Genomic DNA, 25263 nt, shown 5'->3' on the forward strand with positions numbered 1-25263 from the left:
TGTTTCCAAAGGATCATGCCTAAATAATCCTGTAGAGGTTTATCGGTCGTCCTACGGACCGGTGTTCCTGATCCACCGAGGCCTGGCCTATGGATACCAGGTGTTCCAGGTATCGCCTTGCTGTTACCCTCGAGACTCCCGTTGTGGCGGCTACCTCGTCCGCCGAGAGTCCTAGGTCCGATTCGTTAAGGCAGCACAGGACTTTCTCAAGCTGTATGGCGCTTAGCCCTTTAGGCAGGCACCCATCTCTGGTCCTCCTGGCTTCCCGTCTCATTATGCTGTCTATGTCCTTTTGATCCAGCTCGCCTTTCTTTTTGAGGTAGGTTCTGTAGCCCTCCATCGCCTGGCTCAGCCTTTCGTAGGTGAAGGGCTTTACGACGTAGTCGAAGGCCCCAAGCCTCATGACCTCCCGAACAGTATCTATCTCGTGGGCCGCCGATACCACGATGACGTCCAGATCCCTTCTGTCCTGTCTTATGCGCCTTAATGTCTCCAGGCCGTCCAGTTCAGCCATGTATATGTCCATTATTACGAGGTCTATATCGGTTCCCTTCAGTGCCTCAAGGGCCTCCTTGCCGTTTTGGGCCGTGGCCTCCACGGTGAAGCCGGAGAAAGATTGGACAAACCGTCTGTGTATATCCATGACCATAGGGTCGTCCTCGACGATCATAAGCCTTATGGGGTTCAACGATTATCACATCCGTTCGGAAGGTTTATCAGGAACTCGGTATATGCCCCCTCCACCGAGTCGAGGGATATCTCCCCTCCGTAGGTTTCCACTATGCTCTTTACGCTGTGGAGCCCTACACCTCTGTTAGTGCCTTTTTTGGTCGAGAAACCTTTCTCGAATATCCTCTCTCTCAGCTCTTCCGGTATCCCGGGTCCTCGGTCTTTTACCGATACTATTATCTTCCCCGATTCGTCGAATATAGCGAGCTCCAGGATCCTCCTATCCACCGCTACCTCCAGCAGGCTGTTCATGCCGTTTTCAAGCAGGTTTCCCACTATGACGACGAGAGAGTTTGAGTCTATTCTACCCTGAGGCCCTAGGTAGCTGTCCGGGTCGATCTTAAAGTCGATTCCCAGCTCCCTACACTGTCCCATTTTGCCAAGTAAAAGCCCCGCCACAGACGGGTTTTTTATCCTGCTGGTGATAAAAGACATTGTCGAGTGGGTGAACTGGACGGTCCTGGATATGAAGGAGAGGGCTTTGTCCGACTCCCCTAGCTGTATAAGCCCGCTGATGGTCTGGAGTTTGTTCATAAATTCGTGGTTGCTCACTCTGAGTGCGTCTAAATAGCGATTGACGCTGGTCAGTTCCTCCGCCATGGCGGTTATCTCCGACATGTCTCGAAAGCTGGCGATCGCTCCTACCACTTTGCCCTTGGAGGTTATAGGAACTCGGTTGGTCATGATCCTGATTGCTCCCAGCAGTTGCTCTCTGTCGTATTCCGGCACGCCGGTGTTCAATACCTCCGGGAGGCGGCTGTTAGGTATGGCCTGTTCAACCGGTTTTCCTATGACGCCCGATCCAGGCAGTTCAAGAAGCCCTCTGGCCTGGTTGTTGACTAAGGTTATTTTGCCCTCGCCGTCCACCGCCACTAATCCCTCTCTGACCGAGTCCAACATCGCCTCTTTTTCCCACAGAAGTCGGTCTATCTCCTCGGGCTCCAGCCCTCTCATAGAGCTTTTCACCTCGTCAGCCAAGGTCGTCGCCCCTATAACCCCTACGATAAGCCCCAGCAGGAGAGCCAGCAGTATGTTAATGGTTATGCTCCAGATTTCCCGTCTGACGTTGTCCAACAAGGTTCCCACCAGCACCGCCCCGACCTGAACGCCCTCTCTGTATATAGGCACAAAGGCCCTGAGGGACGGTCCTAGGGTCCCTACTGCCCTGGATATGTAGCTTCTGCCCTGGAGAGCCGGCCCCTCGTCTCCCCCTACCACCTTTTTGCCGATCCTCTCTGGAACCTTGTGGGAATATCGGATGCCCCTCATGTCGACTATCACGATAAACTCAGCGCCGGTCTCCCTCCTGATGGAGTCCGCCAGTGGCTGAATCTTCGACGATCCGTCGGTTTTCCCCACGTTTTCGACTATGTCCGGGATTGTGGCTACCGCTATGGCTATGTTCATGGTGTTTTCCGCCATTCGCCTCTCAAACTGATGTATCACCGTGGTTCTCACCACGAAGCCGGTCACCAAAAGGCTCAGGGCGAACAGGCCTAGGATCAGAAAAATCAGCTTTCCCCTGAGGGAGAGCTTTTTTCCAGGTTGTAACCAAACAGTCATGTCCATCATCTCCCAAAGGGGCTGTGTATGGACATTATAGCTTTATCTGGGATAACATACCGACGGCTACAGATCGTGGCCTGAACTTTATGTTCAAAATCATTTTTTATGTCCGAATAGGTTGTCTATATGCCTCTGTCGCTGTAAATTGAGACAGTAGAGTTTTGTCCGGCCTATCTGGGAATTGCGAAGGGAGAGTTTGCTATGAGCGACATGGATATCTACGGTGAATCACTGGAGGCCCACTCCAGGGCTAAGGGAAAGTTGACGGTGGACAGCAAAATTCCGGTGGAGGATATGCACGATCTGGCGGTGGTCTACACCCCTGGCGTGGCCGAGCCCTGCCGAAAGATCCACGAAAATCCCGACGACGTTTACACCTACACCACCAAGGGCAACATGGTGGCGGTTGTCACCGACGGCAGTGCGGTCTTAGGCCTCGGGGATATCGGTCCTGCCGCCGGTCTGCCGGTTATGGAAGGTAAGGCGGTGCTGTTCAAGCGTTTTGCTGGGGTCGACGCTTTTCCTATATGCGTAGGCAGCAAGGAAGTCGACGTTGTAGTCGAGACTACCGCCATGATCGCCAGCGGTTTCGGCGGCATAAACCTGGAGGATATCTCCGCTCCACGGTGTTTCGAGATAGAGAGAAAGCTGAAAGAGCGGCTGGATATCCCGGTGTTCCACGACGACCAGCACGGAACGGCGGTCATAGTCCTGGCGGGGCTTATAAACGCCCTTAAGATAGTGGGTAAGTCCATCGAGGACGTCAAGATAGTTATGAACGGCGCCGGTGCCGCAGGGATCGCCATATGCAAGCTCCTTCAGTCCGTAGGTGCCGGAAACGTCGTCCTCTGCGACAGGGCCGGAGCGATTTACCGGGGCAGAGAGGCCAACATGAACTGGATCAAAGAGGAGATGGCCCAGGAGACCAACCGAGACAACGAGAGCGGCGAGCTCGGTGACGTCATAAAGGGAGCGGACGTGTTCCTGGGGCTGTCGGGCCCGGGGCTCTTTACGTCCCAGATGGTGGCGGAGATGGCCAAAGACGCAATAATATTCGCCATGGCTAACCCTACGCCGGAGATATATCCTTCCGAGGCACTGGAAGCCGGGGCGGCGGTGGTGGCCACCGGCAGAAGCGATTTCCCCAACCAGATAAACAACTGTCTAGGGTTTCCCGGCATATTCAGAGGGGCTTTAGACGTCAGGGCAAGGGATATCGACGAGTCCATGAAGCTGGCCGCTGCCTACGCTTTGGCCGGTCTAGTTAGCGATAGCGAGCTGTCACCTCAGCACATAATTCCAGAGGCCCTCGATAAAAGGGTGGTGCCAGCGGTAGCCCAGGCGGTAGCGGAGGCCGCCCGGAAGTCCGGTCTGGCTCGGGTCTAGAACGGGAAGGGAGACGGTATCTATGGTGCAGTCGGAAAACAGGTCCTTTACGATAGGCGGAATGTCCCCGATGCTTTTCGGGGTGGCTATGGCTTTGGTGATCGCCGCGGTGCTCCTGGGCAAGTTGCCTAAGGGCATGATAGGCGCTTTCGCCGTTATGATGACCTTAGGGGCCATAATGGACGTCATCGGCAGCAAAACCCCTCTGGTCAACGAGTATCTCGGTGGAGCTCCTCTGGTGTGTATTTTCGGCACCGCCGCACTGGTCTATTTCGGGATTATGCCTGAGGATACGGCGAAAATAGTGTCCGATTTCATGAAAGGCGGAGGGTTCCTTAATTTCTACATAGCTGCCCTTATCTGCGGCAGTATCCTTGGTATTAGCTCCGACCTTCTCATCAAGGCTGGGGTGAGATACGCTTTTCCTCTTATCGCCGGTGTTGTGGTCGCCTGTGGATTGGCTGCGGGGGCGGCCGGTCTCATGGGTTACGGTTGGCAGCAGGGGATCATGCACATAGCTATGCCTATAATGGGTGGCGGTATGGGGGCGGGGGCCGTGCCTATGGCCCAGATATTCAGCTCCGTCACCAAGATGGAGACGAAAGAGATACTCTCCATCCTGATCCCTGCACTGGCTCTCGGGAACGTTATGTCCATAGTGGCGGCGGGGCTGCTGGATAAGCTGGGCAAGATGAAGCCCTCCCTTACAGGCAACGGACACCTGATGAAGGACTTTAAGGTCGAGAAGGAAGCGGAGATGGTCCCTAATCTGGAGATGATGGGGACGGGGATAACGGTCTCCTGTCTGTTTTTCGTCTTAGGCAATCTACTGAACAAGTTTGTTCCTATGATTCACGGCTACGCCCTTATGATAATAGCGGTAGCCTTCTGTAAGATATTCGACCTGATTCCCGAAATAGTCCAGAAGAGCTGTAATATGTGGTATAAGTTCGTAGCAAAGAACTTCACCGCCGCCCTTCTGGTGGGTATAGGGGTGGCCTACACCGATTTAGGTGCGGTCATAAACGCCATCTCGGTGCAGTACGTGGTTCTGGTTGCGGTGGTCGTGCTAGGTGCGGTCATAGGTTCCGGCTTCGCCGGTATGATGGTGGGCTTCAATTTCGTCGAGTCCGCCCTGACAGCGGGGCTCTGTATGTCCAACATGGGTGGGACCGGAGATGTGGCGGTCCTTTCCGCCGCAAAGCGGATGGAGCTTATGCCTTTCGCCCAGATTTCCTCCCGTCTCGGAGGCGCTTTGATTCTCATAATGGTGAGCCTTATTCTGCCGATTTTAGGTTAGGGGAGGTCTATAAGAAGCGCCGGAGAACCCCTCCGGCGCTTTTGTCTGTGGGGGTGCTTTTATGGACGTGGTTAAGACCGCTGTTGCGGGCTCCATGGAGTCCAACGACGCTATGGTCACAGTAGAGCCCGGTGTCGAGGTTTCCGTTACGGTGGAAAGCGTGGTCATGGCCCAGTTCGGAAGGGCTATAGAGGATTCGGTACTGTCGGTGCTTCGTGATATGGAAGTCTCCGACTGTTCGGTAACGGTAAGGGATAGAGGAGCTCTGGACTGCACCATCCGAGCCAGGGTCGAGGCCGCTGTCCTCAGAGGAAGCAGGAGTACCTCATGAGGCGGCGAAGTCTGCTCTTTGTGCCGGGAAACAACCCCGGTATGGTGGTGAACTCCCAGGTGTTCGGCTCCGATGGTGTTATATTCGATCTTGAGGACGCGGTAGCCCAGGACCAGAAGGACTGCGCTAGGATACTGGTCCGAAACTGTCTCGCTTTTTTTCGGTCCTGGAGGGGAGAACGGATAGTCAGGATAAACTCGTTGGACACCCCTTTCTGGCGGGAGGACGTGAGAGAGATGGTCTCAGCTGGAGCGGATACGATTATGTTGCCTAAGGTCCAATCGGTTCAGGACCTGATCTCCCTGGACCAGGCCCTCTCGTCGGAGGAGGCCGGTGCTAAGAGCCGCCTGTCGGTCATGGCGCTTATCGAGACCCCTGAGGGGGTGGAAAACGCCAAGGCCATAGCAGGAGGCCCCAGGGTCGGCGGCGTGCTCCTCGGTGCGGAGGATCTGACCGCTGCTTTAGGGGTCCAGAGGACCAAGGCAGGTTCTGAGATATCCTACGCCAGAGGGCGACTGGTGATGGCCGCAAAGTCCTGCGGTGTCGACTGTATAGATACCCCTTTCACCGACGTCGACGATATGGAAGGTCTTAAGGCGGATTCGGAGCTCGCCAGGTCGTTGGGGTTCGACGGAAAGGCGGTTATCTCCCCTCGTCACGTGGAGGTGGTGAATCGCTCCTTCACCCCTTCCGACAGGGAGATAGAGTGGGCGAGGCTGGTGGTGGACGCCCTCGAGGCTGGGGAGAGGTCGGGCAAAGGGGTAGTCTCGGTGGGAGGCAAGATGGTGGACGCTCCCGTCGCAGCCAGGGCCCAAAAGATCCTTGCCCTGATAGGAGGGGATTAACGTGGGTTTGGATAAAACGGTGGCAGGGCTGGCTCAGGCCCTTGCAGAGGCGGGGCTCAGAGATGGCATGACGCTGTCCTTTCATCATCACCTTAGAAACGGCGACGGGGTGCTGAACATGGCCCTGGACGGAGCGTCGTCCCTCGGCGTTAAAGGTTTAAAGGTCGCCGCTAGCTCTATCTTCCCCGTCCACGCTCCACTGGTCGGCCACGTCAAAAACGGCACTGTCACCGATCTGGACGTAAACTACATGAGCGGTCCTGTGGCGGACTTGGTGTCCTCCGGTGGAGTGAGCAGCACCGTCACCTTCAGGACCCACGGTGGTCGTCCTAGGGCTATCGAGTCCGGGGAGCTATCCGTCGATATCGCCGTAATAGCCGCTCCCACCTGCGACTGTCGGGGGAATATATCCGGGGTTATCGGTCCCTCCGCCTGTGGCTCTCTGGGCTACGCCATGGCCGACGCCGCTCACGCTAAAACGGTCATAGCTGTCACCGATAACCTGATTTCCAGGGTTGTTCCGGCCTCTATAGACCAAAGCCTTGTGGATATAGTCGTTCCGGTGGGTTCCATCGGCGATCCGTCGGGGATAGTGTCGGGAACGACGAAAATCCCGAGAAATCCCGTCGCCCTGACCATCGCCAGGTACGCCGCCTCGGCCATAGACGCATCTGGGCTTTGGCGTGAGGGAGTGTCGTTCCAGACAGGAGCAGGGGGAGCGTCCCTTGCGACGGCCCTATATCTCAGGGAAATCATGGTGGACCGTGGTTTTCGAGGGAGCTTCGCCATGGGGGGAATAACCTCCCAGATGGTCCGTTTTCTCGAGGATGGACTGGTGGACAACCTTTACGACGTCCAGTGTTTCGACTTAGACGCCGTTCGTTCCCTTGGAGTAAATCGAGGTCACGTGGAGGTGTCGGCGTCCCTCTACGCCAGTCCAGGCAATAAAGGCCCTCTGGTGGACGATCTGGACGTGGTCATACTGGGTGCGGCGGAGATCGACCTGGACTTCAACGTAAACGTCCATACAGATTCGTCGGGAAGGATAATCGGCGGTTCCGGCGGCCACAGCGATACCGCCGCCGGGGCCAAGCTTACGGTGGTGGTCGCCCCTCTGGTGAGGGCCAGGCTTCCTATGGTGGTGGACAGGGTCATAGCGGTCAGCACGCCGGGGAGCACCGTGGACCTGCTGGTCACCGAGAGGGGAATGGCGGTAAATCCCTCCAGACCCGAGCTTAAGGAGGCCCTTGAGAGGGCCGGATTGCCTGTATTCTCCATCGGACACCTGAGGGATATAGCCCTGTCCATGACCGGGATTCCCGAGGAGGTCAGGCCACAGGGGCGGGTCGTGGCGGAGGTGGAGTACAGGGACGGTAGGATAATAGACCGTATCAGGGCTATCGAATGAATAGCTCTCTACAGTCTATTCTGAGGGCCAGAGAGGAGCGATGGGAACTTAGGCAGGAGCTAGTCAAAGAGTATCGTAAGCCACTTTTGTCCCTCTCTATGGTCATACCCGGTCCCGATAAGAACCGTCCTGGGGTGCTAGACGGTTTTATCGCCCTGCTTCGGGCTGTGGAGGCTTCGTTGGGAGATAGAATTTTACAGACCTCCCAGGTTTACGGCGAGGACGGACCGTCCAGACATTGGGTGGTCGATATGGCTCCTAGGGGCCTAAAGGCCTTGTCCGTAGGTATAGAGGAAGACCATCCTCTAGGGAGGCTGGCCGACCTTGACGTCCTATGTGAGGATGGAGAGCCTTTAGGCCGTGTCGATATAGGATATCCTCCCAGAAAGTGTCTGCTCTGTGACAGATCGGCAAAGGAGTGCGGTGCCGCAAGGGTCCATCGACTGGAGGAGCTTATAGAGGAGGTAGACCGTATTTTAGGGAACCTCTAAAAACGCTGCTCCTCGGAGAGATCGTTCCGACGTAGCCCATTTGAGCCCGTATGCTCGACCTGCCGTCGTGTAGTGCGAATGGGGCGACAGGACGTCGCCCCAAGCCGAGGGGGCACAGGACGTGCCCTCCGAGGCGGTTCGTACGAAACAGGCAGGTCGAGTATACGATTGGGCGAAACAGGGCGTAGGCGGGACGGTCTCTCCGAGGGGACTCAAATGTGAGTTTTTAGAGATTCACTTCAAAAGAACAGGGAGAGGATCTCTAGAGGTCCTCTCCCTATTTTCGTCTTACTGAGGTTCTTTCACCGGTTTTTTCCTGCCCCTGGACGCCAGCACTTTACGGAAGTGTCTCATCTCCACCGTGGGCTGCCCGGTCTCTCCAGCCCGGATGTACTCCCTAACCGCATCGGTGGCCGCCATACGGCAGATCATGGATATCTCCCCTCCTGTAGCCCCTTCGGTGGCTTTGGCGAGCTCCCCTAGATCTACGTCCTGGGCGAGAGGTTTTTCCCTTAAGTTGACCTGGAATATGGCCCTCCTGCCGTCGTGGTCCGGCAGAGGCAGCTCTATGACCATATCGAACCTGCCAGCGCTGAACATCGCCGGGTCTATCAGGTCGATTCTGTTTGTGGTCGCCAGAACCATGACTCCGTCCATGTCCTCCATGCCTCCCATCTCGGAGAGAAACTGGCTTATGACTCGATCGGTAAACTGGGAGGAGGCCCCTCCGTCTTTTCCCCTCACCGGGACCAGCGATTCAATTTCGTCGAAGCACAGCAACGACGGGGCCGCCTGCTTTGCCTTTCTGAATACCTCCCTGATGGCCCTCTCGCTCTCGCCTACGTAGCGGGACATGAGGGACGGGCCTTTAACGGAGATGTAGTTCGCCCCGCTCTCCCTGGCCAGTGCCTTCACCATAAGGGTCTTTCCCGTCCCCGACGGGCCGTGGATCATTATTCCCTTAGGTGGAGAGATCCGAAACCGACGAAAGACGTCGCCGTGCTCCAGGGGCCACTGAACCGCTTCCCTCAGCTCCATGGCCACGTCGTCCAGTCCTCCTACGTCGTCCCAGGTGACGTTAGGCCTCTCGACGAAGACCTCCCTTATGGCGGAAGGCTCGACCTCCCGTAGCGCTGAAGAGAAGTTCTTCATGTCTATCTCCATGGTCCTGAGCCTATCGTAAGGGACCTGAGGGTCCTCGAAGTCCATAGAGGGCATTATCCCCCTCAAAGCCGCCATTGCCGCCTCTTTGGCGAGTACCTCGAGGTCCGCCCCTACGAAGCCGTGGGTTACCTCGGCGATTCTGCTTAGGTCCACGTCTCTAGCTAGAGGCATCCCTCTTGTGTGGATCTGGAGTATCTCCTCTCTGCCCTTTCTGTCGGGGATAGGGACCGGGACCTCTCGGTCGAACCGGCCGGGCCGTCTCAGAGCGGGGTCTATGCTGTTTGGGAGGTTTGTCGCCGCTATGACAACTATTTGACCTCTGGCCTGGAGTCCGTCCATCAACGCCAACAGCTGAGCCACTACCCGCCGCTCGACCTGTTTTTCTCCGCCCATTTCCTCCCTCTTAGGGGCTATGGCGTCTATCTCGTCTATGAAAATTATGGACGGAGCGTGGGCCTGGGCCTCCTCGAAGACCTGTCTCAGCCTCTGTTCGCTCTCGCCGTAGTATTTTCCTATGATCTCCGGTCCAGATATATGGGTGAACCAGGCCTCCGTCTCGTTTGCCACAGCTTTCGCTATGACCGTCTTGCCGGTCCCGGGAGGTCCGTAGAGAAGTACCCCTTTCGGTGGCTCGACTCCCAGTCGCAAAAAAGCCTGGGGAAAACGGAGTGGAAGCTCTATCATCTCCCTTATTCGGCTCAGCTGGCCGGAGAGGCCTCCTATGTCTTTGTATTTGACCCCTTCGTTTCTGTCTCCAGCGGTCCTTTTCTCCACCGTGAGTTCAGTAGCGGGCCCTAGCATGACCGAACCTCCGGGCTTGGTGGATACTATCTGGAAGTCGCAGTCCCTGCCGCCGCCCAGGGAGAGCCTGATTCGATCTCCCTTTATCACCGGCAGGCCCCCTATCTTTTCCTTAAGGGGCTTAGGGTCCAGGTCCTTCTCCAGTAGGTGCATGGTGGTCATAGGCTTTATGGTCACCTCCATGGCGAAGTCCACCTGGACCTTGTGTACCGAGACCCGATCGTCCAGGGACAGCCCTGCGTTGCCTCTGGTCAGGTTGTCCATGAACAGAGCCTCCTGCCCACAGTTATCGTGGTCTGTCGCCAGAAGCCTGACAGGGGTTCGCCTGGTTCCCTTTATCTCCACTATCTCTCCGTCGGACAACCCCAGCCTTCCCATGTCGGCGGGATCCATTCTCACTATCCCTCTACCTATGTCCTTTTTGCTTCCGTCCTTGACCTGCAACATACCGAGACCTCTTTTCGAGTGAACTTTTGTACATCAATTTTAGCATAAAAAACAGGTGTCCCATCGCATTTTAGGATATCATGTCCTATACTGAAAGGTCCAGCAGGATATAAGGGAGTGTGTTTTATGGCTGAAAGCAGAAAGAGCGTAGCGGAGATAAAGGCGCTGCCTGTGGGGGAGAAATTCTCCTCCATCGGAGTGGTGCTGGAGATACACGAGAAAAAGGACAAAAACGGTAAGAGTTTCTGGACCCTTACCATAATGGATCAGACCGGGGCCATAGACGCCAAGGTCTGGGGAAACTCTCAGTGGTGGGACTATAAAGAGGGCGTAAAGTCGGAGATAAAGGATCCAGCCTCTTCGAGCCTTGTGTCAAACCTGAAGGGAAGCACCATCGGGGTCAACGGCACTGTTGCGGAGTTTAAGGGCAAGAGCCAGTATAACTTCAGTCAGGTCTATTTGGTGGATCAGGAGAAGGAAGAGTATCGTCCCGAGTCCTTCGTCCAGACCGCTCCCATAGACCCCTCGGAACTGGAGGAGAGGTTCGACCTCCTGGTGGAGGGCTGTTCCGGGGAGATCGGGGATTTCCTTCGTTTTCTATTCGACAAAGAGGGAGAGACCTGGAAACAGTTTCGGATAATGCCCGCCGCGGTGTCCCATCACCACGCCTACGTCCATGGACTACTGGAGCACTCTATCACCGTGACCGAGTTGGCACTGTCCATGGCCAAGGCGGTTCAGGGGCCCGCCAGGCCCGACCAGTCGACGGTGGTAGCAGGTGGGCTTCTGCACGATCTCGGGAAACTGGAGGCCTACGTTCTGAACCCCGGGCCCGGTATGACAGTTCAGGGAACGGTCATAGACCATATCGCCCTGGGCTTCAGCCGTTTCAACCGTATGGCGGATGACTTTGGCCTGTCGGTGACCGCCAAGACAGCCTTGGGGCATATACTGCTCAGCCACCACGGCCATAGGGAGTTCGGATCTCCTGTCCTTCCTGCCACCCCAGAGGCCCTGGTTGTCTCCGCGGCGGACGAGCTCGACTTTAAGCTCTTTTGCTGGAGTGATTCGGTGTCCCAGCTTAAGGGCGGAGATCTTCCTGAGGACTCAATCTCCGAGCTCAATTACTCCACCCAGAGGCGCTTCTGGAAGTGGCGTCCCGATCAGGAGTGATAGCTTGGACCGGTTCAAGGTGTCGTCCCATCAGGACGGTAGGCGGCTGGACAAGGTAATCAGGGGAATATGGCCCTCACTGCCCCTCGGAGCCATGATGAAGGCTTTCAGAAAGAAACAGGTTCGAGTGGACGGGGTAAGGGCCACCTTCGATCAGCGGCTAATGGAGGGCCAGGAGGTGGTGGTCCCATGGGAACCGGCGGAGGATCCGGTTGTGGTCTCGAGCAAAGGTTCGCTGGAGACCATCTACAGAGATGACCATCTCTGGGTGATAGATAAACCTCCCGGCCTTCTGAGCCAGCCTGACAGCAAAGGCGGCGATTCGGTGGTGACCAGGGCCCAGTCTATAGGTGGGGAGTTCAAGCCTCAGGCGGTTCACAGGCTGGACAGAAACACCTCCGGCGTGATGATACTGGCCCTGTCGGGAAAGGTGCTGAGGGAGCTCTCCTCTATGTGGAGAGGTAGGGAGATCACCAAAACCTATTGGGCGTTGGTCTCAGGGGAGATAAAAGAGGCCGGTCGGGTCGACGCCCCTTTGCTAAAGGATCAGGATAGCAACAAGGTCAAAGTAGACCGTAGAGGACAGGATGCCCTTACGCTGTACACCCCTCTGGCCAGTGGAGAGGGTTGCACCCTTTGCGAGGTGGTTCTGGTCACCGGCCGAAGCCACCAGATAAGGGTCCACATGGCCCATATCGGTCGCCCACTGTTAGGGGATATCAAATACGGTCCTCCTCACCAGAGGGAGAGGCGACCTATGCTTCACGCTCGGTCCATATCCCTCTCCATGGCGGCCACTGGGGACCTGCTTTTTGAGGCCCCTCTGCCCGACGATATGGTCCAGGCCTGTCTGAAGAGATCGGTGGACCTGGATTCCCTATAGGGCATCCCTGGAAACTCGCCTTTGAGTCCCCTCGGAGAGACCGTTCCGCCTACGCCCTGTTTCGCCCAATCGTATACTCGACCTGCCTGTTTCGTACGAACCGCCTCGGAGGGCACGTCCTGTGCCCCCTCGGCTTGGGGCGACGTCCTGTCGCCCCATTCGTACTCAAAGGCGGCATGTCGATTATACGGGCTCAAATGGGCTCCGTCGGAACGGTCTCTCCGAGGGTCAGCGTTTCAGAGCTTCCCTACAGGGCATCTAGAACATTTTTTTATGGACTGACGAGAAATACCAAAATATGTGTTGTGTCATATACCCTCTCATGGTATAATAGGTTCAGTAAATCATACCATGGAGGTGTGGATTGTGAGAGATCTTAAATTAAACGTCACAGATAGAGCTAAAGAGAGAATTATGGAGATAGGGCCGGAGGTCACCGTCTTTCAGGGTACCATCGGAGCTGGCTGAGGGGCCAGACAGGCCGTTCTCGTGAAGAGCGGCGCACCTGAGTCCACCGACAGCTATCAGGTACTGAAGTCCGACGGTATGTCCGTATGGGTTCCCGAGTATTTGGGGTTTGACGAAGATACGGTTTCAATAGACCTTCAGGGTTTTCTCTGGATGGTCAACCTGGTGGTTACCTCCGCCTACGTGGAGGAGACCTCGGGCTGCGGCGGCTGTACCGGCTGCCACTGATAAAAAAGAGCCACTCCCTAGGGAGTGGCTCTTTTTTTACATCGCCGGTATCGCCGACTCTACCCTGCCGGGGTAGGCCTCGAGGCCCGCTTTCAGTATGTCCATGGCCTTCGCCAGGTCCTCGTCTTTCAGGACGTAGGCCAGTCTAGCCTCGTTTCTGCCAAGGCCAGGGGTGCTGTAGAATCCCTCGGCGGGGGCTATCATAGTGGTCTCGTTGTTCACATCGAAGTGCTCCAGCATCCACACCGCAAACTTCTCTGCGTCGTCTACAGGCATCTTTATGACCACGTAGAACGCCCCTTTAGGCTCTTCGCATATAACCCCGGGCATCTCCTTAAGTGCTTTGTAGAGGGTGTTGCGACGCTTCTGGTATTCCTCGTTTACCTCGTCCAGGTAGGACGTAGGAGTTCCGTAGAGGGCGGTCGCTCCGACCTGCTCCAGTGTCGGGACGCAGAGCCTTCCCTGGCAGAGTTTGAGGACCTGCTTGGAGAAGTCCTTGTTTTTGGACGCCAGAGACCCGATCCTGGCTCCGCAGGCGCTGTACCTTTTGGAGACCGAGTCGACGATGATAACACGGTCGGCGATCTCGGGCAGGTTGCCGAAGCTGGTGTACTTAAGGCCGTCGTAGACGAACTCACGGTATACCTCGTCGGCGACGATGGACATGTCGTGTTTCCTGACTATCCGGGAGAGCATGTCCATCTCCTCCCTGCTGTATATGACCCCTGTAGGGTTGCCTGGATTGCTCAGGACGATGGCCCTGGTCTTCGGGGTTATCCTGCTCTCTATCTCCGCCTCCGAGGGAAGGTGGAATCCCTCCTCCGCTTTTGTGGTGATAGGGACTACGTTGACGTTGATGCAGCGGCTGAAGGCGTTGTAGTTGGCGTAGAAGGGCTCCGGGACCAGTACCTCGTCTCCTGGATCGCAAAGGGCCATCATGGCGAACATCAGGGCCTCGCTGCCTCCGTTGGTTATCAGAACCTCGTCTGATTCAAAGTGCATATCGTATCCCTTGTAATACTCGATGATGGCGTCGATGAGTTTAGGATCTCCAGGGGATGTGGCGTAGGCTATGACGTCCTGGCTGAAGTCCCTTATGCTCTGGAGGAAGGACGGCGGAGTCGTTATATCCGGCTGGCCTATGTTGAGGTGATACACCTTCTTACCTTTTGCTTTGGCTGCTGCTGCGATAGGCACTAGTTTTCTGATAGGTGATTCGTTCATTGACCTGATGCGATCTGAAAACCTCACTGACAACATCTCCCTCGAAAAAAAATATTGTTTGAGTTTCCCCGAGTTCATGATAACATAGAAAGGGTCGAATTTATATTGCGAATAATTCTTCTAGGGCGGTTGATCCAAAGATTTTGTCTCGACTTCCCTTTTTCGTGATTTTTTCGACGGATATTCAAGCCCATGCAGAGAGGCTTTCGAGGAGGTGAAGGCGGTTAAGGTGTAGAGACCGTAGGCAAGAGGTGCCCCCGAGTGGGGCGTGGAGGCTTTCTGAGTTATATACACGAGGAGGGGTTTTTCTCCATGGAAGCGGTAATGAGGATTAACGGCATAGTAAACGGTTTTGTTTGGGGTCCCTGGACCCTTACCCTTTTGGTCGGTACCGGTATTTATCTGACCGTCATTTTAGGAGTTCCTCAGATAAGGTATTTTGGTTTTATGTTCAAAGAGGTTTTCGGCAGTCTAGGCAAGAAGCAGGGTAAGACCGAGGGATCGATCTCCTCCTTCGCAGCCCTGGCCACGGCCCTGGCCTCCACGGTAGGTACAGGCAACATAGCCGGTGTGGCCACGGCCCTCCACCTCGGCGGACCGGGCGCTCTTTTCTGGATGCTGGTCTCCGCTGTTTTCGGCATGACCACCAAGTTCGCCGAGGTTACCCTGGCGGTCCACTTCCGGGAGAAGGACGAGGGTGGTCAGTGGAGAGGCGGCACCATGTACGTCCTGGAGAAAGGTACTGGCCAGAAATGGCTCGCCTGGGCGTTCGCCTTCTTCGCCTCTTTCGCGTCCTTCGGCATAGGCAACGCCATTCAGGCCAACTCCACCGCCGAGGGGCTTTCCCTGGGATTTGGGATACCTCACCTTGCCACCGGTATAGTACTGGCTATCCTGACGGCGGCGGTCATAATGGGCGGTATCTCCGGTATAGCTAAGGTGACCACCTATCTGGTCCCCTTCATGGCGGTTTTCTACATAATCGGAGCGGTTATAACCGTAGGAGTCCACGGCGCTAACATACCTGATGCCTTTGCCAGCGCGATGAAGTACGCCTTCTCCGACCCTATGGCCATGCCCGGCGCTATTGCGGGATGGTCCATAAAGGCAGCTTTGACCAGAGGTATAGCGAGAGGAGTCTTCTCCAACGAAGCCGGTCTTGGATCTGCGCCTATGGTCCACGCCGCCGCTACCGTCGATCACCCTGTCCGTCAGGGAGTCTACGGGCTGTTTGAGGTTTTCACCGACACCATCGTGATCTGTACCCTTACGGCTCTGGCGATCCTCACCTCCGGCACCCTTATAGCGGAGCCCACTCTCACCGGTGCCCAGCTGAGCCTCTCGGCTTTCCAGTTGGTTCTCGGTCAGACAGGGGTCATGATACTCTCCGTGGGGCTGGCCCTTTTCTCCTTCTCCACCATACTGGGCTGGTACTGGTACGGCGAGACCAGCGTGACCTACATCCTCGGCCACAGCAAGCCGGTGGTCAACGGATTCAAGATCCTCTGGATCGTGGTCCTTCTGGTCGGAGCTTCCGGCGGGGGCGGGAAGTTTCTCTCCAACATCTGGGATATGTCGGATACTATGAACGGCCTCATGGCCATACCGAACCTGGTGGCCCTGCTCTGGCTCTCCAGCGAGATCAAAAAGCTGGTCAACGACTTCGACGATAAGCGTCGCAAGGGAGCCTTGAAGTAGGATCTTTCAGGTACAAAAAGGGGCGAGGGACCTTCGGTCTCTTGCCTCGGTTTTTTGCGGATAAAACAAAAGGGGGATGTTTTCTGTGGGATACAGGCCTAGCAGGATGGAGGTCAATCTGGAAAACGTGGCTTTTAACTACCGATCTATAAAAAACCACGTAGGGCCCTCCGTCCAGGTTATGTCGGTGATCAAGGCGGATGCCTACGGTCATGGGGTGCTTGAGGTGGCTAGGTGCTTGTCTAAAGAGGGATGCCAGCGGTTTGCCGTGGCTACCTCCGACGAAGCCTTTCACCTCAGGGATTCGGGGATAGGGGAATCTATCCTCATAATGGGCCCCACCTCCTACGGTGCTGCCGGAGAGATCGTTCGACAGGGGCTGGCGGTGTCTATCACCGATATGAACATGGCCAAAGCTCTGAGCCAGGCGGCGGTCAAAGAGGGATCCCGTGGGGTTATTCACCTCAAAGTCGATACAGGCATGGGGCGAATCGGCTTCCTCCCCGACGAGCTTCCCTCCGTCCTCGACGAGATAACCGCCCTTCCAGGTCTCCATCTGGAGGGCCTTTTTACCCATTTCGCCACCGCCGACGAGGGGAGGCTGGACTATACGGAGACCCAGTACGACCGTTACCTGAGGGCCCTGTCGATCCTCGAGGATCGAGGTGTAAGGGTTCCTCTAAGGCACGTATGCAACAGCGCTGGGACGTTAAACTCTCCGGAAAAGCACCTTGACTGTTGTCGGCCTGGGGTAATCCTCTACGGTATGTGGCCTTCATCGGACTGTATAAGGCCGATAGAGCTGAGGCCTACCTTCGAGGTTAAAACCTCTATCGCTGCCCTCAGGACTTTGCCTCCAGGTAGCGGTGTCGGCTACGGTCTTCGTTACATGACAAGAGGGGAGGAACGTATAGCTGTTTTGCCTATAGGATACGCCGATGGTCTATCTCGAGCTTTTTCGATGAAGATCAACGTGTTGGTTAAAGGCAGGATGGTCCCCCAGGTCGGCAACATCTGTATGGATCAGACTATGATAAACGTCACCGGATTGGACGTGTCGGTAGGCGATGAGGTGGTCATAGTGGGCAAACAGGGCGATCAGGTTATCTCTCCAGACGACCTCGCCGGAGCTAGACAAAACACGATTAATTACGAAATACCGATCATGTTCAGCAAAAGGGTTCCTAGGGTATACGTGGATAAAAGCAATTCTCAATAGACAGACTTTATTGGGGTTGGTATTGACGGGGAAATAGTGCTAATATCATGTGGGAATGTGGTTGTTATGCGATAAGTTAAAAATCGCACATTTTGCAGGAGGTGTAGTTTTATGGCAGTGGTGAAGCGTACTTCCGATAACGTGTTGCTCGATACGGCTCTTAAGAACTTTTATGCAGCGGCAGAGGAGATGGGCCTTGACGATGGTCTTGTGGAGATCCTAAGCCGTTCGGAGAGAAAGACCTGTGTGTCTATCCCCGTGGAGATGGACGACGGCTCTATCAAGGTTTTTGACGGATACAGAGTTGCCCACTCTACCGCTATAGGGCCCGCCAAAGGCGGAGTCAGGTTCCACCAGGAGGTCTGTGTGGACGAGTGTGAGGCCCTCGCCTTTATGATGACCTGGAAGTGTTCCCTCGCCGGGATCCCTTACGGCGGAGGAAAGGGAGGGGTATGCTGCAACCCTCTTGAGATGTCCCTTAAAGAAAAGGAGAGAGTCTCCCGTACCTTTGCCGCTCGCATCGAGCCCGTCGTAGGAGCCTGGACCGATATCCCTGCCCCTGACGTGAACACCGGTGGCCCCGAGATGGTTTGGTTTATGGACACCATCAGCAGAATGCGCGGCAGACTTGAGCCCGCGATATTCACCGGCAAGCCTATCTCCCTTTGGGGATCCAAAGGCCGTACCGCCGCGACTGGACTCGGTGTGGCAACCTGCGCTATCGAGCTTCTGAACGTCCTTAACGTCCCTGTAGAGGGAGCAACCGTGGCTATTCAGGGATTCGGCAACGTCGGAACCTACGCTGGACTCACCATGATCGACGCCGGTGCCAAAGTCGTAGCGATCAGCGACATCACCGGGACCTACTACTGCAAGGACGGTCTTGACATAAAGAAGGCTGTCGAGCACGTCACCAACCATCCCAAGAAGCTCCTTGAGGGCTTTGAGCAGGCCGGTCTCGAGAAGAAAGACCTGGCGGACCTTGTCCTAGTGGACTGCGACGTTCTCCTTCCCTGCGCCCTTGAGGGAGCCATCAACGGCAAAAACGCCGACGGCGTGAAGGCCAAGTACATCGTCGAGGGAGCCAACGGCCCTGTCACCCCTGAGGGAGACGCCATCCTCGACGCTAAGGGAGTTCTCGTCGTGCCCGACTTCCTCGCTAACTCCGGCGGAGTGGTAGGATCCTACTTCGAGTGGTGCCAGGATCTTGGCGGTTTCTTCTGGACCGAGGAGGAGTACAACCAGAGGCTTCTCCGTATCATGACCGACAACTTCAAGACGGTCTGGGACTACTCCCAGAAGAACAACGTCAAAATGCGTCGGGCCGCCTTCATGGCAGCTATCCAGAGGGTTGCCGATGCGGTGAAGATGAGAGGCGTATTCCTCTAGTATTCGCCACAATCGTTACAGCTAACGCCATCAGCGGGGCCTTTGGCCCCGCATTTTTTGTGCCTTGACATAGGAGAATCGGGCTGTTATAGTATCAGTAATGATTACTGATACTGAATGGAGGAGATATTATGTACCGTATCAACGATAAGGTTCAAGATTTCTCGACTATGGCTTTCCACCAGGGAGACCTGAAAAACATAGATTTTTCCCAATCTGACGGTAAATGGCGAGTGATGTTCTTCTACCCCGCCGATTTCACCTTCGTATGTCCTACCGAGCTCGGGGAGATGGCGGACTACTACGATAAGTTCGTGGAAGAGGGAGCGGAGGTCTTCAGCGTAAGCACCGATACCGAGTTCGTCCATATGGCCTGGCACGAGGCATCTCCTACGATAGCCAAGATAAAGTTTCCTATGCTGGCGGACCCTAGCGGGAAGATAAGCAGGGACTTCGGTGTATATCTGGAGGATTCCGGTGTCGCTCTAAGAGGGACTTTTATCGTAGATCCTAGCGGCGTTCTGAAGGCCATGGAGATCCACGATCTGGACATAGGCCGCAGTGCAAAGGAGCTTCTTCGGAAACTTCAGGCCGCCAAGTTCTCCGCCACTCACGGCCAGGTATGTCCCGCCAGTTGGGAGCCTGGAGACGAGGGTATGGTTCCCGGTAAGGATTTAGTCGGAAAGATATAGGAGGGGTTCTGAATGGAAGACCATGGTAAAATACTGGAGGCCCTTTCCTCCGGTCCTATGAGACCTGGGGAGGTTGCCGACGCTACAGGATTGGACAAAGATTCGGTCTCAAAGGCCCTAAAAAGCCTTAAGGCCGAGGGGAAAGTGATATCCCCTAAGAGGTGCTATTACGGCTTGCCCTAGGGGGTGTTAGCCTGGGGGTGAATGTATGGTTATACAGAGACGGTCTAAACAGAGGGATGCCGTCCTCGCCGTGGTCTCTCAGGAGGGGCTCCACCCAACCGCTGAGGACGTCCTCTTTAAGGTTCGGGAGGAGATGCCTAAGGTAAGTTTAGGTACGATCTACAGGAATCTGGATCAGCTCTGTGATTCCGGCGCTATATGGAAGCTTCCGGTCTCCGATGGCCCCTGCCGATACGAGGGAAATCCCGAGAGGCACCTCCACTCTATGTGCCCTCACTGCGGAGCTGTTAAGGATGTTTGGCCCTCTGGAGATCCTCTCGATCGTTCCTCTTTGCCTGAGGAGTACGGAGAGGCGGACTATAGGTTGCTTTTGATATCGCCTTGCGATAAGTGTAAAGACGGTGGATAGCCCTAGGGCTGTCCACCGTCTTTTTGCGGACTAGGGATTCAGCCTGTATATGGTCCTAGGCCAGGGAATAACCTCCCGTATATGATGAAGCCCGCAGATCCATGCGACGGTCCTCTCCAGCCCTATGCCGAAGCCGCTGTGGACGAAGGTTCCGTAACGACGGAGGTCCAGGTACCACTGGTAGGAATCCATGTCCAAGCCGTCGGCCTCCATCCGGGAGACCAGCTTGCCCAGATCGTCCTCCCTCTGGGAACCTCCTATGATCTCTCCGTATCCCTCCGGTGCCAGCAGGTCGGCACAGAGGACCGTCTCTACGTCGTCGGGATTCTCCTTCATGTAAAAGGCCTTGGCTCCTTTGGGGTAGCACTCGACGAATATAGGCCTGTCGTACTGTTGTGTAAGTACGGTCTCGTCCTCCGCCCCTAGGTCGTCGCCGAAGGCTATAGAGCTTCCCAATTCGTTCAGCTTGACCACCGCGTCTCTGTAGTTGATGTGATAGAAGGGTCCCTCTGTGACCGATTTTAGGGGGTCTAAGTCCCTCTCAAGGAGGGCCAGCTCCTTGGGGCAGTGCTCTAATACCTGCTCTACTGTGTATCGGACAAGCTCTTCCTGGAGGTCCATGTTGTCCTTGTGGTCGTAGAAAGCCACCTCCGGCTCGAGCATCCAGAACTCGGTGAGGTGCCTTCTGGTCTTTGATTTCTCCGCCCTGAAGGTGGGGCCGAAACAGTAGACCTTTCCGTAGGCCGCCGCTGCCGCCTCGGCGTAGAGCTGACCTGTCTGGGCCAAGTAGGCTTTCTGGTCGAAGTAATCCAGCTCAAAGAGCCCCGAGGCACCCTCCCCGATGGCTCCGGTGATTATAGGGCTGTCCACCAGCATAAAGTCCTTATTGTGGAAGAACTCCCTCCAGGACCATATGATCCTCTCCCTGACGGTCATTATTGCTCTCTGTCTCTGGCTTCTGAGCCAGAGGTGTCTGTTGTCCAGCAGGAAGTCGACGCCGTGGTCCTTTTTGCCGATAGGGTATTCGTCGGTGGGGTTGTGGACCACCTTGATCGACGACACCGATAACTCCACCCCTGATGCGGACCTATCGTCCGCCCTGACCGTTCCGGTCACCTCTAAAGAGGTCTCCATCCAGAGCTTTTTAGCCTCGTCGAACGCCTCCTCGGAGACCTCGTTTTTCACCATAACCGCCTGGACGAAACCCGATCCATCCCTTATCTGGAGAAAATGGATCTTCCCGGAGCTCCTTTTGTTGTACATCCATCCCTTGATGACCACCTCTTCTCCTAGGTGACCTATCATTTCTTTGATGCTTATCCAAGGTGTTCCCATGAGTAAAGCCTCCTCGTCGTTCTTTATCTTCCCGAAACAGGGCAAGTATATGATACACTAAGTTTGAGATTTCATTTTGTCACAGTGGGAGGGCTTTGCTTGGATTTTCCTCGACTTATGATAGCCGACGAGCGGCGGGAAGATGTAATTCCCCTCGGAATCGTTCTGGCGGCCACTATCAGATCAATGGGGATTCCTCTGAGGCTTTTTGCCGGAGGGATCGACGACCGCTATCTCAGGATGCTTTCCCTGGGAACCGGTCAGGAGGTATTTTCCATCGATCCTCTTCAGTTCAAAAGCGAATCGGAGGTTCGGTTTTTCTTCGGGTCTATGGCTAAGGGAGACTGTCTGAATCTAATTCTATCCCCCTTAGGGGTTGCCGTCGCCGAGGACCGAATGGTGATTAACCAGGGCACCGTGGACTTGGCCAGGATCCTCGACTGTGGCGTGGTCTCCATGGTCCACGCAAACCCCTTGGCAAGTATCACCGCCAGGGTGATGGCAGGGGTATGGGAGAGATTTTCGAAGGAAAACGTAGACCTCTACGGCGCGGTTTTTTCCTCGGTCCTTAATCCCAGGGAATACCAGCTTTTAGAGATAGAGCTGGGACGGTCCATTCCGTCTATGGCCCTGGGCTACGTCCCTAGATACATGGAGAGGCGTATGATTTCGGTGGTGGATCTCTGTTCCGATCCAAGGGTAGCTCAGCCTATAGTCACCTTAGGTTCCCAGCTTAAGTCTATGACGGGGCAGATAGACTGGTCCGCTCTCATGGCTTTCGGTGAATATCGAACTAATCTTGACGTGCCAGCAAAATCCATAGAGCCTCTGTCCGGTGCTCCTGCTGTGGCGATCATTACCGACGACTCTCTTTCCATGGGAATAGATAACGATATAGCCCTCTTTCGGGCTATCGGATGCCGGATTATCCCGGTGTCTTTGACCAGGGAGATTGTCCCACCGGAGGCTAAAGCGATCTACTTTCCTCACGGGCTAGGGCACGTGGCACTGAAGAGGCTGATCAACAACCGTCCTCTGTTCGACCAGGTAATTAACCTCCCTCTGAGGGGCAGGGCCACCTTGATCAACGGCGGCTTTTCCTCGGTATGGGGAAAGTGGTATGCCCTTTCGGAGGACAGCATGGATCGAGTCGCTGGGTTAGGCGCCTTCGAGGAAGGGGTTATCGTAGCTCCCCATTTTAGAGGTGAAGGTGTGGCGGTGGATATAGAGCCTCTACCGGGGGCCAGAGAGACCTTGCACTACGAGGAAGGGGAAAAGATGAGAGGCTACCTCTCGGGCTTTATGAAATCCTCCCTGGGAATCCCCGGTAAAGGGCTCTGTTCCTGGGCCCTTCGGGAATCGGACACGAAGAAAGAGCTAGGAGAGGCCATTTGGAAGATAAGAAAGACCGTAGGCAGTCAGGCAAAGATAGAGCTGTGGAGCTGTCCTGAGCTGATAAAGCGGTGGATCAGGACCGAGACCAGATAGATCTGGAGGTGGAGCGAATGGTCAGAATAGAGGATGTCGTAAGGGATAGATGGAGCGATGAGGACCCTATCCTTTGGTGGGACGGAACATGGTGGAAGGCGCAGGAGATTTTTGACCTCGCTTCCAGGATGGAGGCCTCTTTGGCAAGGGCAGGCTTTCTTAGAGGTTACCGTTTGGCGGTTTTGATGCCTAACTGCCCCGCCCTGTTGGCCCTGTCCCTGGCCTGTTGGAGGCTAGGGGGGACGGTAGCGTCTTTAAACCCCGCCTCCGGTGCGGAGGGACTGTTGGCCGCCTTAAAACACGGAGAGCCTTCGACGGTGGTGGTAGGGGAGTCTATCGCCGAGAAACTCGCCCCTGCGTTGGATCTAGCCGAGGTAGGGTGGTCGTCCATCTCCCCTGAAGGAGAGGGAGAGCCCTTTCGATGCGAAAGCTGTGCTCCCTCCAGCGACGACATAGCCCTGCTTTTCGCCACATCAGGCACTACCGGAAGGCCTAAGGCGGTTCCCCTTACCCATAATAACGTTATAAGCGACGTCCAGCAGTCTCTGGATAAAGTCAGGATGATAAACGAAGAGGACGTTTTCCTCAACGTGTTGCCTAACTTCCATACATTAGGTTTCGTGGTGAGCGGAATACTGCCCCTTATAACCGGTTGTCGGCAGGCGATTATGCCCTCTTTTATGCCCCCCGAGAGGGTCTTGGACTGTATAGATCTCTCTGAGGTCACCGTTATGGTTGGAGTCCCCACTATGCTTCGCTTCCTTGTCGCAGGAGCGTCTAAGGCCGGAAGGCGTTTCTCCTCCATAAGGCTGATAATCAGCGGTGGAGACCGTTTCCCACCTGAGCTTGACCGTCGGGTGGAGGACGTCTTCGGAGTCCCCGTTCTCGAGGGTTACGGTCTGACCGAGTGTTCCCCGGTGCTTGCGGTGAATCCCGATTATAGCTCCAGAAAACTTGGGACCGCAGGCCCCATTCTGGACCAGGTGGAGTGGCAGGTTAGGTCCGAGGATGGAGTGGTTTTGGACGTCGGCGAGGAGGGGATCCTGTGGGTGAGAGGCCCCTCTGTGGTGACCGAATACTTCGGAAGTCTCCCTGGGACAGGCGATAGGTTCGAGGATGGCTGGTTTAACACCGGCGATGTGGTTGTCGTCGATGGGTCCGGTTATGTCTCCATAATGGACAGGGCTTCCGATGTGATAATCGTAGGAGGTTTTAACGTATATCCTCAGGAGGTCGAGAACGTGTTGGTCTCTTTTCCTGGGGTTAAGGAGGCGGCGGTGGTGGGCCGTTCAAACTCGATGAGCGGACAGGTTCCCCACGGCTACGTTATCGCCGAAGGGGAGGATATCTCTTCCTCCGATCTCATAGCCTACTGCAAGGAAAAACTGGCTCACTATAAGGTCCCCAGGAAGATCCATTTTGTCCAGAATCTCCCTAGGAACAGTCTAGGTAAGGTCCTGCGGCGTGTTTTAAGGGACGAGTTAGGCGGAAAGCGATAGCCCTAAGGCCCTTATGGCGTCCTCTACCTTGGAGAACCTGAACTCCGAGTCCTTAAGGATGTTGCCTATGGCTATAAAATCCCCTCTTCCAAAGGCTTTGAGAGCGGCTCTGTCGCTGGCGGTGTCCCCAAAAAACAGGGGCCAGGATTTCCCCAGCCTGTGGCAGACCGTCTCAAGCCCTTCAGGAGAGGGTTTTTTTATTCCGTCGTCGGAACACACCGCTCGGTCTCCTGGGAGGTCCTCCCATCCAAGGGCGAGAAGGGCGAGAGAAAGTTCCTTTCTGGATCTGCCGGTGTATATGCCTACAGGCAGAGGGATTTTCCTCCAGTTGCGGTTAAGCAGAGGCCTCTCGTTTCTCCACAGCCCAGGATCTCCCTCGAACACCGGCTTTCTCCTGAGGATCTCGAGGGTTTTCTCCTCTCCAAAGTAGAGCTCTTCGCAGATCTTTCTGGTCTGCTCGTAGGGCAGAATGTCGCCTATAGACTCTTTTACCCACGCTGTAAAAGTTTGGCCGGAGTCTTCGGCCTCTTTCAGTTTTTCCTCCCACTCCCAGGGGGTCGGGAAGCTCTCATCTAGGCCGTTTTTGCCCTTAGCCGCCGCGAGGGAAAGGATTCCCCAGCAGATATCGTAATCGTCGTTTAAAAATGAAAATCTCTTGGAAACCTCAAAGTGCCTTACGGTGAAAGGGGATGAATCGTTATTCCGTCCCAGTATATGCTCCCATACCCTCGGTATGGATTCCCTTATTACCTCGGGGAAAGATTTGGCCGTATCCATCAATACCCCGTCTACGTCGAAAATAATGCAGTCCGCCTTTAGCGGTGATAGAATCGCCATAATTAACTCCTCCAGCTGATTAGAAATGACGATCTATTCTAGATGCTTATCGGTTTAAAGGCAAGGGGGT

General features: G+C 55.4%; 23 protein-coding genes. 17 read left to right on the forward strand and 6 right to left on the reverse strand.

Annotated features, from left to right (window positions below; genetic code table 11):
- Positions 1–19: 19 nt before the first annotated feature.
- A complete protein-coding gene (locus B9Y55_RS06885) occupies positions 20–688 on the reverse strand; it encodes a response regulator (protein WP_085544629.1) in 669 nt (222 codons plus the stop codon).
- Complete coding sequence (locus tag B9Y55_RS06890; protein WP_159448270.1) at positions 685–2292, reverse strand: ATP-binding protein; 1608 nt, start codon at positions 2290–2292, stop codon at positions 685–687. Before B9Y55_RS06890 ends, B9Y55_RS06885 begins: the two co-directional genes overlap by 4 nt.
- A 204-nt stretch (positions 2293–2496) precedes the next feature.
- On the opposite strand from B9Y55_RS06890, the gene B9Y55_RS06895 reads away from it, so the two are divergent.
- From B9Y55_RS06895 to citX, 6 genes are all read left to right on the forward strand, one after another.
- The gene (locus tag B9Y55_RS06895) at positions 2497–3681 is read left to right on the forward strand and encodes an NAD(P)-dependent malic enzyme (RefSeq protein WP_327078435.1); all 1185 of its coding nucleotides are present in this window, start codon (positions 2497–2499) and stop codon (positions 3679–3681) included.
- A gap of 22 nt (positions 3682–3703) precedes the next feature.
- A complete protein-coding gene (locus B9Y55_RS06900; RefSeq protein ID WP_085544631.1) occupies positions 3704–4981 on the forward strand; it encodes a 2-hydroxycarboxylate transporter family protein in 1278 nt (425 codons plus the stop codon).
- A gap of 61 nt (positions 4982–5042) precedes the next feature.
- Complete coding sequence (gene citD, locus B9Y55_RS06905; protein WP_085544632.1) at positions 5043–5312, forward strand: citrate lyase acyl carrier protein; 270 nt, start codon at positions 5043–5045, stop codon at positions 5310–5312.
- On the forward strand, positions 5309–6157 hold the full coding sequence (locus B9Y55_RS06910) for an HpcH/HpaI aldolase/citrate lyase family protein (protein ID WP_085544633.1): 849 nt from the start codon (positions 5309–5311) through the stop codon (positions 6155–6157). The genes citD and B9Y55_RS06910 overlap by 4 nt, the downstream gene beginning before the upstream one ends.
- Before the next feature lies 1 nt (position 6158).
- A complete protein-coding gene (gene citF / locus B9Y55_RS06915) occupies positions 6159–7565 on the forward strand; it encodes a citrate lyase subunit alpha (RefSeq protein ID WP_200806645.1) in 1407 nt (468 codons plus the stop codon).
- Entirely contained in the window at positions 7562–8056 is a 495-nt protein-coding gene (citX, locus tag B9Y55_RS06920; RefSeq protein WP_085544634.1) for a citrate lyase holo-[acyl-carrier protein] synthase, read from the forward strand. Before citF ends, citX begins: the two co-directional genes overlap by 4 nt.
- A gap of 288 nt (positions 8057–8344) precedes the next feature.
- Here citX and B9Y55_RS06925 read toward each other — a convergent pair whose 3' ends face one another.
- Complete coding sequence (locus B9Y55_RS06925; protein ID WP_085544635.1) at positions 8345–10468, reverse strand: CDC48 family AAA ATPase; 2124 nt, start codon at positions 10466–10468, stop codon at positions 8345–8347.
- A 126-nt stretch (positions 10469–10594) separates the two neighbouring features.
- Here B9Y55_RS06925 and B9Y55_RS06930 point away from each other — a divergent pair, with 126 nt between their 5' ends.
- The 3 genes from B9Y55_RS06930 to B9Y55_RS06940 all read left to right on the forward strand — a co-directional run bounded on the left by B9Y55_RS06930 (position 10595) and on the right by B9Y55_RS06940 (position 13220).
- Positions 10595–11641: a 3'-5' exoribonuclease YhaM family protein gene (locus tag B9Y55_RS06930; RefSeq protein WP_085544636.1), complete on the forward strand. Its 1047-nt coding sequence runs from the start codon at positions 10595–10597 to the stop codon at positions 11639–11641.
- A gap of 4 nt (positions 11642–11645) precedes the next feature.
- The gene (locus B9Y55_RS06935) at positions 11646–12524 is read left to right on the forward strand and encodes an RluA family pseudouridine synthase (protein WP_085544637.1); all 879 of its coding nucleotides are present in this window, start codon (positions 11646–11648) and stop codon (positions 12522–12524) included.
- 489 nt (positions 12525–13013) lie between these two features.
- Positions 13014–13220 carry a hypothetical protein gene (locus B9Y55_RS06940; protein WP_085544638.1) on the forward strand — a complete coding sequence of 69 codons (207 nt, stop codon included), beginning with the start codon at positions 13014–13016 and terminating at the stop codon, positions 13218–13220.
- Positions 13221–13256: 36 nt separating this feature from the next.
- On the opposite strand, the gene B9Y55_RS06945 is transcribed toward B9Y55_RS06940, so the two are convergent.
- Positions 13257–14480 carry a pyridoxal phosphate-dependent aminotransferase gene (locus B9Y55_RS06945; RefSeq protein WP_234986166.1) on the reverse strand — a complete coding sequence of 408 codons (1224 nt, stop codon included), beginning with the start codon at positions 14478–14480 and terminating at the stop codon, positions 13257–13259.
- Between the two features lie 276 nt (positions 14481–14756).
- Between B9Y55_RS06945 and B9Y55_RS06950 the strand changes: the two genes are divergently transcribed.
- The 6 genes from B9Y55_RS06950 (at position 14757) to B9Y55_RS06975 (ending at position 20034) form a co-directional block, all read left to right on the forward strand.
- Positions 14757–16142, forward strand: coding sequence for an alanine/glycine:cation symporter family protein (locus tag B9Y55_RS06950; protein WP_085544666.1), 1386 nt, complete (start codon positions 14757–14759; stop codon positions 16140–16142).
- A gap of 85 nt (positions 16143–16227) precedes the next feature.
- Positions 16228–17361 carry an alanine racemase gene (alr, locus tag B9Y55_RS06955; RefSeq protein WP_085544640.1) on the forward strand — a complete coding sequence of 378 codons (1134 nt, stop codon included), beginning with the start codon at positions 16228–16230 and terminating at the stop codon, positions 17359–17361.
- Between the two features lie 111 nt (positions 17362–17472).
- The gene (locus B9Y55_RS06960; protein ID WP_085544641.1) at positions 17473–18750 is read left to right on the forward strand and encodes a Glu/Leu/Phe/Val family dehydrogenase; all 1278 of its coding nucleotides are present in this window, start codon (positions 17473–17475) and stop codon (positions 18748–18750) included.
- 131 nt (positions 18751–18881) lie between these two features.
- Positions 18882–19442: a peroxiredoxin gene (locus B9Y55_RS06965; RefSeq protein ID WP_085544642.1), complete on the forward strand. Its 561-nt coding sequence runs from the start codon at positions 18882–18884 to the stop codon at positions 19440–19442.
- A gap of 12 nt (positions 19443–19454) precedes the next feature.
- Positions 19455–19625: a winged helix-turn-helix domain-containing protein gene (locus tag B9Y55_RS06970; protein WP_085544643.1), complete on the forward strand. Its 171-nt coding sequence runs from the start codon at positions 19455–19457 to the stop codon at positions 19623–19625.
- A gap of 25 nt (positions 19626–19650) precedes the next feature.
- A complete protein-coding gene (locus tag B9Y55_RS06975; protein WP_085544644.1) occupies positions 19651–20034 on the forward strand; it encodes a Fur family transcriptional regulator in 384 nt (127 codons plus the stop codon).
- Positions 20035–20064: 30 nt separating this feature from the next.
- On the opposite strand, the gene asnS is transcribed toward B9Y55_RS06975, so the two are convergent.
- Positions 20065–21369 carry an asparagine--tRNA ligase gene (asnS, locus tag B9Y55_RS06980; RefSeq protein ID WP_085544645.1) on the reverse strand — a complete coding sequence of 435 codons (1305 nt, stop codon included), beginning with the start codon at positions 21367–21369 and terminating at the stop codon, positions 20065–20067.
- Positions 21370–21468: 99 nt separating this feature from the next.
- Between asnS and B9Y55_RS06985 the strand changes: the two genes are divergently transcribed.
- Together B9Y55_RS06985 and B9Y55_RS06990 are read left to right on the forward strand one after the other, a co-directional pair.
- Entirely contained in the window at positions 21469–22857 is a 1389-nt protein-coding gene (locus B9Y55_RS06985) for a P-loop NTPase family protein (RefSeq protein ID WP_085544646.1), read from the forward strand.
- The gene (locus B9Y55_RS06990; protein ID WP_234986167.1) at positions 22833–24356 is read left to right on the forward strand and encodes an AMP-binding protein; all 1524 of its coding nucleotides are present in this window, start codon (positions 22833–22835) and stop codon (positions 24354–24356) included. The genes B9Y55_RS06985 and B9Y55_RS06990 overlap by 25 nt, the downstream gene beginning before the upstream one ends.
- Here B9Y55_RS06990 and B9Y55_RS06995 read toward each other — a convergent pair.
- A complete protein-coding gene (locus tag B9Y55_RS06995; RefSeq protein ID WP_085544647.1) occupies positions 24339–25193 on the reverse strand; it encodes an HAD family hydrolase in 855 nt (284 codons plus the stop codon). The genes B9Y55_RS06990 and B9Y55_RS06995 overlap by 18 nt on opposite strands.
- Between the last annotated feature and the right edge of the window lie 70 nt (positions 25194–25263).

It is taken from the genome of Dethiosulfovibrio salsuginis (assembly GCF_900177735.1).
Taxonomy (GTDB): domain Bacteria; phylum Synergistota; class Synergistia; order Synergistales; family Dethiosulfovibrionaceae; genus Dethiosulfovibrio; species Dethiosulfovibrio salsuginis.